Below are 12,525 nucleotides of genomic sequence, written 5' to 3' on the forward strand. Positions count from 1 at the left end.
GTATCTCTTCCTTGTTGTACTGCAGATTCTTACCTCGGGCCGGCGTCAGCCGCCGAGAATGCGGGAAAGGTAGCGGGCCACGGCGCGCACCGCAGCCATGGTGGTGGGATAGTCCATCCGGGTTGGTCCGAGGATGCCCACCTTGGCACCGGAGCCATATCCCGTTGCCACGACCGATGCTTCTGCCAGGCCGTCATATGGATTCTCGCGCCCGATGCTCACTGTCACGCCGCGGGGATCATCTCCCATGTCAGACAACAACCGGAGCATGACAACTTGTTCCTCAAGAGCTTCCAGCACTGGTCCGATGCTCAACGGGAAGTCCACATTCGAGCGCGCAAGGTTGGCTGTTCCGGCCATGACGATACGTTCTTCACGGCTGGTGTCACTCAGGGCCTGGAGACCATGTGCAAGATGCTGCGCGAGCCCACGAAGGTCCGGCGGACACAGCGCAACCACGGATGGCAGTACCTGCGGCAGCAGTGCCAGTTGAGTCCCCGCGATGCTGCCAAGGAACCGGGTACGCAGGGCCATCAAGGCCTCGTTGCTTACATCGGAGCCGGCCTCGATGACTTTCTGGCCAACGCTTCCGGTATCTGCGATGAGCACCACGAGTACCTGCTTTGGCGCCAGGAGAACAAATTCGACGTGACGGACCAGGGCCCGGTTGGAGTGCGGGTACTGAACGACGGCGACCTGGTTGGTCAGTTGCGACAGTAGCCTGACGGTGCGCTCAAGGATGTCATCGAGGTCGTCGGGCCCCTCAAGCAGCGAGTGGATGGCTCGACGCTCCGCGGCGGACAACGGCTTGACCTGCGAGATGCGGTCCACGAACAGCCGGTAGCCCTTGTCCGTGGGGATGCGGCCTGCGCTGGTGTGGGGCGCTGCGATGAGGCCTTCTTCTTCCAGTACCGCCATATCATTCCGGATGGTGGCGCTGGAAACGCCGAGATGGTGCCGCTCCACAAGCGCCTTGGATCCAACAGGCTCACGGGAATGCACGTAATCCTCAACGATTGCGCGCAACACTTCCAGCTTGCGTGGCTCACTCATTGCAACACCTCCTGACGACTGTCCGTGCCTGTATCGGACCAATTGTTAGCACTCAACATGCCTAAGTGCTAACAAGTCTAGTATGAGCCAGCACGTTGCTAGCATTGAAACCGCTCGCGGGAGTTATTCCCAGCACAACCAGCACAAAGGGGTACGAAGTCCTTGGCTTTCGATACGTGGGGCCCGCAGGATCTATCCGCTCCTGCCAAACGCCAACTCCCTGAGGTAGCCGTCCAGCGCGGGATGGTCCTTGAAGACGTCCAGTCCGGCTGGGTGGGCGAAGTCACCCGGGTGGAGAAATCCGGGGGAATGCACATCGTCTCCCTTGAGGACCGGCGTGGTAAAACCAAGTCCTTCCAACTAGGGTTTGGTTTCCTGCTTGAAGGGCAGGCCATCCGTCTCATGCCTCCGGCCGCAAAGGCTCCTGGTTCCCCTGTGCAGGCGGGTCGAACGGCATCGGGGTCAGTAAGGGTCCTTGGCCAGCGTGCCCAAGTGGCCAAGGCGAGCCGTATTTGGGTGGAAGGCAAGCACGACGCAGAACTGGTGGAGAAAGTCTGGGGTGACGATCTCCGCGTTGAGGGCATCGTCGTCGAGCCGCTGCACGGCGTGGACGATCTCAAATCAGCTATTGCCGCATTCTCCCCCGGGCCAGGGCGCAGGCTCGGGATCCTGGTAGACCACCTCGTGGCGGGGTCAAAGGAATCACGCATCGCCGCAGAAGCCATGACAGTGCCCGGAGCCGCCGGAAACGTCCTAATCGTGGGGCATCCGTATGTTGACGTCTGGCAAGCCATCCGGCCAAAAGTGCTGGGTATTGAGCGGTGGCCGGAAGTTGCGCGGGGCACTGACTGGAAGACCGGGATTCTGACCGCTTTCGGTTGGCCCCACTCAACCGCCGAAGACATTGGACTCGGCTGGCAGCGCCTGCTTGGTGCGGTACGCAGCTACGCGGACTTGGAGGCCTCACTCCTGGGACGGGTGGAGGAAGTCATCGATTTCCTCACCACTCCCTGACAGCCCTGTCCTGATTTACGTTCCTTGAGTGGCTTTTCCCGGAGATGTAACGGGGCGTTGGTCCCGGGAGGACCCGGGACCCAGTATTCTGGGACAGCAACACCGCAGCATCTTTACAGCAAAGGGAAGACACCGTGGCAGAGAACGCTCCTGAAGAACCGGGCAGCGCCGCTGGCCAGCCCCAGTACCATGGCGCGCCCGCGAACGCACTCCCACTGACGGCAAGCGAAGACCGGCAGTGGGCCACGTTGGCGCACTTCGGGGGAATTCTGGGATGCCTGCCGTCCCTGTTGATCTATCTGATCTTCCGTGACCGCGGACCGTTTACGGCACAGGAATCCAAGGAAGCCCTGAACTTCACGCTTCCTCCGACCATCGCGGCAGTCCTGGCAAACATCCTGGTTCTGCTTCCCGTGGTGGGCAATATCTTTGCAGTCATCGCCACGGGCATCTGGGTAGCACTCACGTGCTTCTCAGTCTCAGCGGGTATTCGTGTCAATCACGGACAACCCCACCGCTACAAGCTCAACCTGCGCTGGATTAAGTAGTTCCAGGCTTCCATGGGATTCTGCCGGCGATTAGTCCGGCAGGATCCTGCGCACAACGGCGTCGGCCAGGAGTCGGCCTTTGAGCGTAAGAACCAGGCGACCCTTGAAGGCCGCACCCGGATCCACAAGCTCTTCAGCGATCAGTCCTGCCATCGCATGGCGGCCAACTTTATCCAACGCGTCAACGGACAAACCGGCACCTAGCCGAGCCTCAAGCATGATGCGCTCGACTTCGCGGGTTTCGGCGTCAAGCGTTTCCCTGCCAGCCGCAGGCGAGTCTCCGGCAGCCAGCCTGTTGGCATAAGCGGTGGGGTGCTTTACGTTCCACCAGCGGACCCCGCCCACGTGCGAGTGGGCGCCCGGACCGATCCCCCACCAATCGTCTCCCCGCCAATAGGCAAGGTTGTGGCGGCAAGCCTGTTCAGGCGTTTTCGACCAATTGCTGACCTCGTACCAGGTCAGCCCAGCCTCCGAGATTAGTTGGTCGGCGAGCTCATATTTGGCGGCGTGGTCGTCGTCGTCGATTCCGGGAACTTCGCCCCGACGGATTTGGGCAGCCAGCTTTGTGCCGTCCTCCACGATCAAGGCATAGGCGCTGATGTGATCTGGTTCGTAGGACAGGGCAGTCTCAAGGGACAGTTGCCAATCTGCCATCGACTCTCCCGGCGTGCCGTAGATAAGGTCAAGGCTAACGGCCAGGCCCGCCTCGCGCGCCCACTGGACCACCAGCGGAACACGGCTCGGGGTATGCGTGCGGTCCAGCACTTTGAGGACGTGCGGCACCGCGGACTGCATGCCGAAAGAGACGCGCGTAAAGCCGGCATCAGCCAGCACCTTCAGCGATTCCGGCGTCACGGAGTCGGGGTTGGCTTCGGTGGTCACCTCTGCGCCCGGTTCGAGTCCCCAGTGCGCGACGGCGGCGCGAAGGATACGCGCCAAGTCCTCGGCCGGGAGCAACGTGGGTGTCCCCCCGCCGAAAAACACAGTGCTCAGTGGGCGCCTTGGCAGGCCGGAGGCATCCATGGCTGTGGCGGCAAAGTCCAATTCAGTGACAGCCGTGCCGGCATAAGCATCCTGCGACGCCCCACCACCCAGCTCCGTGGCCGTGTAGGTGTTGAAGTCGCAATAACCGCACCGCACCGCGCAGAACGGGATGTGCACGTACAGTCCGAACTTGCGGTGCTCGACGCCGGCCAGCGCCTGCGGGGGCAGCAAGCCATCCGCAGGTGCCGGGTCGCCCAAAGGAAGGACGCTGGGCATCTACTTCTTGGCCTTGTCCTTGGACTCGTCGGTGGTCAGCGCGGCAATGAAAGCTTCCTGGGGAACTTCAACCCGGCCCACCATCTTCATGCGCTTCTTGCCTTCCTTCTGCTTCTCAAGCAGCTTGCGCTTACGGGTGATGTCACCGCCGTAGCACTTGGCAAGAACGTCCTTGCGGATGGCCCGAATGCTCTCGCGGGCAATAATGCGCGATCCAATGGCAGCCTGGATGGGCACCTCGAACTGCTGGCGCGGGATGAGTTCACGGAGCTTGCCGGTCATCATTACACCGTAGGCGTAGGCCTTGTCACGGTGGGTGATGGCGCTGAAAGCATCCACTTGTTCGCCCTGGAGAAGGATGTCCACCTTCACGAGGTCAGCGACCTGTTCGCCGTCGGCTTTCCAGTCCAGGGATGCGTAACCGCGTGTCTTGGACTTCAGGAGGTCGAAGAAGTCGAAGACGATTTCGGCAAGCGGGATCCAGTAGCGCAGCTCTACGCGGTCTTCGGACAAGTAGTCCATGCCACGCATCTGGCCACGACGGCTCTGGCAGAGCTCCATGATGGATCCCACGAACTCGTTGGGCGCCAGGATCGTAGCGGACACCATGGGTTCGCGGACTTCGGCGATCTTGCCTGTGGGATATTCGCTGGGATTGGTCACATGGACAACCTTCTTGTCCTCCAGCGTTACCTCGTACTCCACGTTGGGAGCCGTAGAGATGAGATCGAGGTTGTACTCGCGCTCAAGGCGCTCACGGGTGATTTCGAGGTGGAGCAGACCCAGGAAGCCAACACGGAAGCCGAAGCCCAACGCGGCGGACGTCTCGGGCTCATAGACCAGGGCGGCGTCGTTGAGCATCAGCTTCTCGAGGGCGTCGCGGAGCACCGGATAGTCAGTTCCATCAAGCGGGTACAGACCCGAGAAAACCATGGGCTTCGCGTCGGCGTAGCCGCTGAGCGACTCCGATGCCGGCTTGGCGAGGTTGGTTACGGTATCGCCAACCTTGGACTGGCGAACATCCTTCACGCCGGTGATGAGGTATCCCACTTCACCTACGCCAAGGCCCTTGGACGGTGTGGGCTCGGGGGAACTGACACCGATCTCCAGGAGCTCGTGCGTGGCACGGGTAGACATCATCTGGATGCGTTCCCGGGGATGCAGCATGCCATCCACCACGCGGACGTAGGTGACCACGCCGCGGTAAGTGTCATAGACGGAGTCGAAGATCATGGCACGTGCCGGAGCATCGGGATTGCCAACGGGGGCCGGCAGGTCACGGACGATTTTGTCCAGCAACGCTTCCACGCCTACTCCGGTCTTGCCTGAAACCTTGAGGACATCTTCCGGGTCTCCGCCAATAAGGTTGGCCAGTTCCGCCGCGTACTTCTCAGGCTGGGCTGCCGGGAGGTCGATCTTGTTCAGCACCGGGATGATAGTGAGGTTGTTCTCCATCGCCAGGTAGAGGTTGGCAAGCGTCTGGGCTTCGATGCCCTGCGCTGCGTCAACCAGCAGCACGGCGCCTTCACAGGCTGCCAGGGAACGTGAAACCTCGTAGGTGAAGTCGACGTGGCCAGGAGTATCGATCATGTTGAGGGCGTAGCTGGTGCCATCGAGTTCCCACGGCATACGCACTGCCTGGGACTTGATAGTGATGCCGCGCTCACGTTCGATATCCATACGGTCCAGATACTGGGCCTTCATGTCGCGCTGTTGAACGACGCCGGTGTACTGCAGCATGCGGTCGGCCAGGGTGGACTTACCGTGGTCGATGTGGGCGATGATGCAGAAGTTCCGGATGATGGCCGGATCTGTTGCGGCGGGCACCGGTGCGGTGCGGGCCATGGGAGACACGCAGGATCCTTACTGTCGACACTCGCACGGCAAATCCACCGGCCAGGCAAAGGCCAGCCGGGACACGCCGCGCATCTGATCCTCTAGTCTCCCACGAACCGGCCGTTCACCGTACATTCCTGCCGGAGCAGTACATTCCAGGCGGACTAGATGAAACGCTGTGGACCTTGGCTTGGCAAACCATCGCGGTAGCGTTGTCGGCATGGCATTGGACTTGCGCCCATGGGGCAAACTCATCCTTCGATCCCTCAGGGCGCTCGGCGGCAGCAGTACGACTACTAGTAGGAAGAACGCTCCAACTGGTTCCCGTCGGAAGCAAATCCGGCAACCCGCCGTCGGAAATCAAGCCGCCGCCTACCCAGGCGACTTCAATGGCGTCGCGAAACTGCACTACTCCCCCAAGCCTGATGGTCGGCCCGATCCCGGTGAAATTGTGTGGACCTGGGTTCCGTATGAAGAGGACTTCTCACAGGGCAAGGACCGCCCGGTGCTGTTGGTTGGCAGGGATGGCGAATGGCTCCTGGGCCTCATGCTGACATCCAAGGACCACGACAACGGCAGGCGGGCAGGGGATTACGTTGATGTTGGGGTGGGACAATGGGACCGTCAAGGGCGGCCGAGTGAAGTCAAACTGGACCGCGTGATCCGGGTGAGCCCTCATGCGATCCGGCGCGAAGGTGCAGTCCTCAGCAAGCCAGCATTTCTGGAGGTGTCCCGCGCCCTGAGGGACCGACACGGCTGGAGCTGACCAGCGCGTCCACACTGGGCCGCGCTTTCTGCTATCCTTTATAGCTGTGTGTCCGTGCAGGTCGACGGCCACTCATGGTTGGCTGCCATAGGCATCCCCACGCCGCTCAGTCGATGGCCAACCTGAAAACCCTCTAGACCATTTCCGCATTAAAAAGAGAGTTCATACGTGGCTAATATCAAGTCCCAGAAGAAGCGCATCCTCACCAACGAGAAGGCTCGCCTGCGTAACAACGCCGTCAAGTCCGAGCTGAAGACGGCCATCCGCGCCGTTGCCAACGCCGTTGAGTCTGCTGACAAGGATGCTGCTGCAACTGCACTTGTTGCTGCCAGCCGGAAGCTGGACAAGGCTGTCAGCAAGGGCGTTATTCACAAGAACAACGCTGCAAACCGCAAGTCGGCGATCTCCAAGAAGGTCAACGCACTCTAAGGTTTTTCCAGTTCGACTGAGCTGATCAAAAGGCCGGCACCCATGGGTGCCGGCCTTTTGGGTTAACCGACAGCCGCCGTGAACGCGCCAGCTTCAGCGGCGGCTGGCCGACGTGGCAATAACCGTGACCGCGTGCTCCACGGCGTAAACCGGGTCACGCGACTCACCCTTCACCTGGGCATCGGCCTCAGCGATGACCTGGATGGAGCGGATCAGGCCTTCCGGGGTCCAACGGCGGACATCGCGCTGGGCCTGCTCCACAAGCCAGGGCTGCATTCCCAAGTTCCTGGCGATGGTGGCCGACGATCCTTGGGCTCCGGCAACCTTGGCCAACGTGCGGAGCTTTGCCGCAAGCGCAGCCACCAAGGGGACAGGATCAACCCCGGTGGAGAGGGCATGCCGCAAGGTGGACAAAGCCACTGGTCCGTTGCCCGCCATCGCAGCATCGGCCACCTTGAAGGCCGTAGCTTCCACCCGGCCACCGTAGTAGCGCTCCACGGTTTCGGCCGTGACAGCTGTGGTGGCGTCGGCAATCAGCTGGTTGCAAGCGGCGGCAAGCTCGGACAGATTGGCGCCCACTGCATTGACCAAGGCCTGGACAGCCTCGCCCTCAATCCGGCGACCACCGGCCTTGAACTCCGAGACAACAAACGCCGTTTTGTCCGCGTCCTTCTTAAGCGGCTGGCAATCGATCACAGGCCATCCAGCAGATTTCACTGCGTCAAGCAGCTTCTTCCCGCGAACGCCACCGGCATGGCGAAGCACCAAAACCACATCCTGTTCGGGATGGGCCAAGTAGGACAAGCAGTCGGCCAGGAACGCATCATTCATGGCTTCCAGGCCTTCAACTTCAATGAGCTTTCCCTCGCCGAACAGAGACGGGGTTACAGTCATGGCCAATGACCCGGCCTCATAGGAGCCCGCGTTCAGCCTGCTCAGTTCAACATCCGGAGTCGCGGTGCGCACTTGGGACCTGATGCGGTCCATGGCCCGGATACCGAGGTATTCCTCCGGTCCGGTGATGAGCACCACAGCGGCCGGGGTCGCGTCCCGCCAGCTGATGTTGTTCGCAGCGACGCTCTTGGCCCGCGTATTTTGGGCAGCAGCCACAGATGCTTCCTTCCGGAGGATTTTTTGCAGACTTCAAGTCTGCCATGCCTTGGCGACGGGGACGCCCTGCAGTTGCGGTCAGACTTTTCCACCTTGAGGGGTGTCCATGGGTTGGATCTTCCCCCGTCCTGCGGCACGTTTCGGAGAATCTCCCTACTAGGTGTGTGTTAGGGCGCAGCGGGCAAGCTGCTACAGGCACCTGTAAGGGGATACCAATGTACAAGAAATCACTGCTGGGCCTCGGGGTCGTAGCAATAGTTGGGATGGCGCTGGGTGCATGCTCAGGACCTGGAACATCGCCGGACACAACTTCGGCTCCGCCCAGTGAGAAGGCAGCGGAGGCGAAGCGGTACAGCAACGGGGAATTACTGGACTTGGTCAAGCAGATCAAGACCGCCGCTGGCACCAGCCTGACCGCGGTCTCCGGCGAAGAACTTTCCAGCCAGGAGAACCCGATGAAGGAACTACTTGCCTTGATGACCATCGAACCTGCAGATTGCAAGGCACTAGGCGCCCTGGGCTCATCACAGACCATTGCCGGATCCACGACGGCTGGAGGGGCATCAGTTGACACAGCGGGAGGATTGATGAGCGGCATTACTTTTGTCTCCGGTGTGGACGCCGACGCACTCCACAACGCGATCAAGAACAACAAGTCCCAAGCTGCGGCGTGCGAAAATATCACACTCTCCATGGCGGGGCAGTCAATGGAAATGACGACAAAACCAGTCGATGGCGTCGGCTCTGTACCTGACACCATGGCCTACAAGACGGCTATCAGCCTGCCCGATGGCAGGGCGCAGTCCACGTTCATCGCCTACGCCGTCAAGGACGGAGTGTTGATCACTGCCACAGCGTCCGGGCAAAACGCTGACGCAACCGGTGCCGCCGCAGTAGGTGCGCTCATGGATCAAGCAGCGGCGCTTATCAAATAACCACCTCAACCCGAGACACTTGTATCAGGACGTGCGTAATAAGCGCTACTTCCTTTGCAGTCTTTCCAAAACAAGCATCACCCGATGGTGAAGGACCTTAATCCGCAGAAGCATGCCGCTTGGATGCAGGACTGTCCAGACAATGAGTATGGTGACCACTGAAGCGACGGACATGGCAATGATGCCCGCCGGACCTTCGGCCCATGGAAGTGCCGCGCCCGGTAATCCGGCAAAGAACCGCGCGATACCCGCCACGCCACTCGCGCTGGCACCGGCCAACCCGATCGGAATCGCCGCGGCCCAGGGATGAATCGCGGAGAGTGGCACGGCCAAGGTCCCCAGAATGGTTATGGGAGCCACGAGCGGACCAGCGATCACGTTTGCAAGAAGCGCATACGGTGAGAACTGCGGTTGGAGTGCCACGATGATCGGCCCACACAGCACTTGCGCGGACAGCGGCACGGAGACCCCCACAGCCAACCATTTGGGAATCACGTCAGGAAACCACGACGCAATACGGCTGGCAAGCAGCACGATGCCAAGCGTGGCCAGAACTGAGAGGAGAAATCCAAAGTTGCTGGCAAGAGTGGGATCCAGCAACAGAAGAACAACCGTTGCCAAGCAGAGGAAAGTTAGCGGCCTCCCCCGTAACCCGCCCGTCAATGCAACCATCCCGACAAATCCCATCACGGCTGCCCGCAAGACACTGGGCTCCGGTCCCACCAACACTACGAAGGCGGCAAGCCCACAGCCGGCGAACGCAGCGGCCAGAGGACGTGTCAGTCTGAGGCACCTCGCAACCAGGATGAAGCCGCCCAAAATGAGACTGCAATTCGCGCCGCTGACCGCCGTTAAATGGACCATTCCGGTCGATTTCATGTCCGCTTCCAGGCTCTCCGGAAGCGAGCTGGTATCACCGGTCACCATGCCTGGCAGCAGCCCGGCGGCGTCGGGAGGCAACCAACCTGCGGCATCCCGTAACTGCTCGCGCAGCTTGGCGGCCGGGTCTTGCAGATCGAAGGCAGAGTCCATCACAACCGGTCCGCTGGAGGCTGTCAGTATCGCCGCTTCTGATTGTCCGGGCCGGATTTCCTTGAGCGTGCCAGTTGTTCTCACACGCTGTCCGGGGCTTATGTCCTGCCACGCGTCGTCACCGATGACGACAAGGGCGGCAAAACCCCGAATCACGTTCCCTTCGGTGGTGAGGCTGTCCAGACTCGCGGGAACCGACCACCGGGTGTCGCTGGAATGCGCGGGCTGGGGTACAGCAGAAGGGCTGCCCGTGACCCGGATCTGGATGACCACACCGGCGTGAGCGTCGACGGCCGCAGCGAGGGGTCCTTGGTCCCGCTTGCCCGCAGCCACGGCACAATGCCCGGCAGCCACGGCACCAAGCACACAGGCCAAGGCGAGAGTGGCCGGAACTGTCCTGGCACGTGAGGCCCCCGTTGCCCGCAGGCGCGAATACAGCAGCAAAGCGATGGCGGCAGCGGCAAGGGCCGCACCCATAGCCGCCGACCACGCAGCGGCGAAAACACTGCCAGCAAGTGCCGTGGCCCATGTGAGAAACACGGCGGGGACCAACCGGAGATCCAGACGCCTCAGCAACCGATCGTCGTCTGAATCCTCAGCCACCCTGCACGGTCACCAAGTCCTGGAGCGACTCCATAAGCTTGGGCCCGATGCCATCAATGGCATCCAACTCGTCCACTGAGGCAAACGCACCGTGCTCCTTGCGCCAATCTACGATGCGCTGGGCCATCACCGGACCCACCCTGGGCAGTGTCCCAAGCTCCTCCACTGTGGCAGTGTTGATGTTAACTTTTGCTCCTCCGGATCCCGGGGTGGCGGAGGTCCCAGCCGGCCCACCGGTGCCGATCCCGGTCCCCGTTCCCTGAGACGTCCCGCCCATGGGTGCCTCCCCTACAGCCGGAACATGGATCTTTGCCCCATCTGTGACTACTTCTGCGAGGTTAAGGCCATTTAGGTCAGCGCTGGCAGTTGCCCCGTCTGCAGCATCGATCGCCTGAAAGATCCGGCTTCCTTCGGGAAGCGAAACGACCCCGGGTTTCTGTACTGCGCCGGCAACGTGGACCAACAGCATCTTCGTGTTTTGTGATGGCGTCGTGGGTCCAGTGGAATTAGGCCCGTCACCTTCCGGCACGCTTCCCTCGGCCGATACCGATTGACTGAGGGGTTCCATGGTGGGCTGACCAGTGGCCGCTTGAATAAGGAACCATACGGCGCAGGCGGCACCAATGACGAAAACGGCAACTGCTACCCTCCACGACGTTCGCCACCGAGTCCGCGCCGCCATCGTCTCTTGAGCATGGAGGGGGTCGGTAGCCGCGTCGTCCGGACCAACGTGGTCCAACAGCGGCATGGAAAGCAAGGGTGCCGGATCCTCCGGGGGGTTCAGTCCCGACGCAAAGCGTCGCCTGGCTGCCAGCGCTGCGGCGTCTGGGGACGCATCCCGATTCCAGCGTGGCATGGTTCGAGCCTATGACGGACCTGATGGGAGCGGAGTGGGCCTCTTAGGCTATGTGGATAAGCTCACGTGGGCGTGCTGCTCTCCCCCACGATCACCGCTAGAACGCCCAACCCCGCGTGCGCCGCGAGGACTGCCGGCAAGGCACTGATCTGAGCGGGTGGACAATCCGGGCATTTGTCCCGCAGCCGTTCGGCCAACGCTTCGGCCTCTGACTGGTTACCGAAATGGTGAACTGCCAACCGTTGCTGACCAGCAGGTCTTGAAGCAACATCAGCGGCCACAATCTCCTCGAGCCGGGCTACGGCCCGGACAGCGGAACGGACCTTTTCCAGCGGAACGATCCTACCGCCGTCGACCGCGAGTATCGGCTTGATCGCCAGTACTGTCCCCAGCAGCGACGCTGCGGCTCCTATGCGTCCACCGCGCCTCAGCTGCTCAAGGCTTGGGACGTAGAAATAAACCTTGGTTCGCTCCATGCGCTTCTCCGCAAAAGCACGAACTTCGGCTGCCGACTGGCCAGCAGCCGCTGCCACTACTGCACTCTGGACACCCATGCCCTGAGCCATGCCGACGGTGCGGGAGTCGAGTACCTCCACCGGGATATCAACCCGAGCGGCAGCCAAGCGCGCAGCATCGGCGGTTCCCGATAATTCCGAGGAAATATGGATCGACACCACGGCTTCGAAGCCGCGGCTTTGAGCGGCGCGATATGCCTGTTCAAATTGGCCGGGCGAGGGGCGGGACGTCTTCACGGATGCACCCGATGCCAAGGCGACGGCCAACGTCTCGGTGATGTCGTCTTCGCCCTCACCATAGATCTCACTCCCCACCATGACTGGCATGGGAACGACGGCGAGGCGACCATCCGCGGCAAAGGCCGCAACCCAGTCAGCCGGCAAGGCGGCTGCCGAATCTGTCACTACAGCAGTCTTTACGACGGCGGTACGCGCCTCGTCGGCTACCGGAACCGGTAGCGCAGGCTGCCGGAGGCGGGACAGCCGTTCCTTGAGCCATATCCAGGCAGGTGGTTCTCGCTCGGGCACGCAACCTCCAACGCAGGTGACAGGCCGCCGGCACAGTGCC

At 61.5% G+C, this 12,525-nt stretch carries 12 protein-coding genes; 5 read left to right on the forward strand and 7 right to left on the reverse strand.

Annotated elements, in window-relative coordinates; all coding sequences use genetic code 11:
* Window positions 1-45 precede the first annotated feature (45 nt).
* The gene (gene hrcA / locus LDN90_RS13600; RefSeq protein ID WP_223946159.1) at window positions 46-1,053 is read right to left on the reverse strand and encodes a heat-inducible transcriptional repressor HrcA; all 1,008 of its coding nucleotides are present in this window, start codon (window positions 1,051-1,053) and stop codon (window positions 46-48) included.
* 162 nt (window positions 1,054-1,215) lie between these two features.
* Between hrcA and LDN90_RS13605 the strand changes: the two genes are divergently transcribed.
* Together LDN90_RS13605 and LDN90_RS13610 are read left to right on the forward strand one after the other, a co-directional pair.
* A complete protein-coding gene (locus LDN90_RS13605; RefSeq protein ID WP_223946161.1) occupies window positions 1,216-2,067 on the forward strand; it encodes a DUF3097 domain-containing protein in 852 nt (283 codons plus the stop codon).
* Between the two features lie 134 nt (window positions 2,068-2,201).
* Window positions 2,202-2,615 carry a DUF4870 domain-containing protein gene (locus LDN90_RS13610; protein ID WP_159699313.1) on the forward strand — a complete coding sequence of 138 codons (414 nt, stop codon included), beginning with the start codon at window positions 2,202-2,204 and terminating at the stop codon, window positions 2,613-2,615.
* Between the two features lie 30 nt (window positions 2,616-2,645).
* On the opposite strand, the gene hemW is transcribed toward LDN90_RS13610, so the two are convergent.
* On the reverse strand, window positions 2,646-3,875 hold the full coding sequence (gene hemW, locus LDN90_RS13615; protein WP_223946162.1) for a radical SAM family heme chaperone HemW: 1,230 nt from the start codon (window positions 3,873-3,875) through the stop codon (window positions 2,646-2,648).
* Complete coding sequence (lepA, locus tag LDN90_RS13620) at window positions 3,876-5,729, reverse strand: translation elongation factor 4 (RefSeq protein ID WP_216925590.1); 1,854 nt, start codon at window positions 5,727-5,729, stop codon at window positions 3,876-3,878.
* A 202-nt stretch (window positions 5,730-5,931) separates the two neighbouring features.
* Here lepA and LDN90_RS13625 point away from each other — a divergent pair, with 202 nt between their 5' ends.
* Entirely contained in the window at window positions 5,932-6,477 is a 546-nt protein-coding gene (locus LDN90_RS13625; RefSeq protein ID WP_223946163.1) for a type II toxin-antitoxin system PemK/MazF family toxin, read from the forward strand.
* Window positions 6,478-6,645: 168 nt separating this feature from the next.
* Window positions 6,646-6,906: a 30S ribosomal protein S20 gene (gene rpsT, locus LDN90_RS13630; protein ID WP_216925588.1), complete on the forward strand. Its 261-nt coding sequence runs from the start codon at window positions 6,646-6,648 to the stop codon at window positions 6,904-6,906.
* A 93-nt stretch (window positions 6,907-6,999) separates the two neighbouring features.
* On the opposite strand, the gene holA is transcribed toward rpsT, so the two are convergent.
* Window positions 7,000-8,016, reverse strand: coding sequence for a DNA polymerase III subunit delta (holA, locus tag LDN90_RS13635; protein WP_223946165.1), 1,017 nt, complete (start codon window positions 8,014-8,016; stop codon window positions 7,000-7,002).
* A 215-nt stretch (window positions 8,017-8,231) separates the two neighbouring features.
* On the opposite strand from holA, the gene LDN90_RS13640 reads away from it, so the two are divergent.
* On the forward strand, window positions 8,232-8,951 hold the full coding sequence (locus LDN90_RS13640) for a hypothetical protein (RefSeq protein ID WP_223946166.1): 720 nt from the start codon (window positions 8,232-8,234) through the stop codon (window positions 8,949-8,951).
* A 45-nt stretch (window positions 8,952-8,996) separates the two neighbouring features.
* Here LDN90_RS13640 and LDN90_RS13645 read toward each other — a convergent pair whose 3' ends face one another.
* The 3 genes from LDN90_RS13645 to LDN90_RS13655 all read right to left on the reverse strand — a co-directional run bounded on the left by LDN90_RS13645 (window position 8,997) and on the right by LDN90_RS13655 (window position 12,485).
* Window positions 8,997-10,586, reverse strand: coding sequence for a ComEC/Rec2 family competence protein (locus LDN90_RS13645; RefSeq protein ID WP_223946167.1), 1,590 nt, complete (start codon window positions 10,584-10,586; stop codon window positions 8,997-8,999).
* Complete coding sequence (locus LDN90_RS13650; protein WP_223946169.1) at window positions 10,579-11,442, reverse strand: helix-hairpin-helix domain-containing protein; 864 nt, start codon at window positions 11,440-11,442, stop codon at window positions 10,579-10,581. The genes LDN90_RS13645 and LDN90_RS13650 overlap by 8 nt, the downstream gene beginning before the upstream one ends.
* Window positions 11,443-11,504: 62 nt before the next feature.
* Window positions 11,505-12,485 (reverse strand): DegV family protein, encoded by a 981-nt coding sequence (locus LDN90_RS13655; protein ID WP_216925584.1) that lies wholly within the window; start codon window positions 12,483-12,485, stop codon window positions 11,505-11,507.
* Between the last annotated feature and the right edge of the window lie 40 nt (window positions 12,486-12,525).

Source organism: Arthrobacter sp. NtRootA1 (assembly GCF_019976975.1).
Taxonomy (GTDB): domain Bacteria; phylum Actinomycetota; class Actinomycetes; order Actinomycetales; family Micrococcaceae; genus Arthrobacter; species Arthrobacter aromaticivorans.

Bases quoted from the DNA above. Each gene is read 5' to 3' on its own strand.
- hrcA (WP_223946159.1), bottom strand. From the start codon at position 1,053: ATGAGTGAGCCACGCAAGCTGGAAGTGTTGCGCGCAATCGTTGAGGAT.
- hemW (WP_223946162.1), bottom strand. From the start codon at position 3,875: ATGCCCAGCGTCCTTCCTTTGGGCGACCCGGCACCTGCGGATGGCTTG.
- LDN90_RS13625 (WP_223946163.1), top strand. From the start codon at position 5,932: ATGGCATTGGACTTGCGCCCATGGGGCAAACTCATCCTTCGATCCCTC.
- LDN90_RS13640 (WP_223946166.1), top strand. From the start codon at position 8,232: ATGTACAAGAAATCACTGCTGGGCCTCGGGGTCGTAGCAATAGTTGGG.
- LDN90_RS13650 (WP_223946169.1), bottom strand. From the start codon at position 11,442: ATGCCACGCTGGAATCGGGATGCGTCCCCAGACGCCGCAGCGCTGGCA.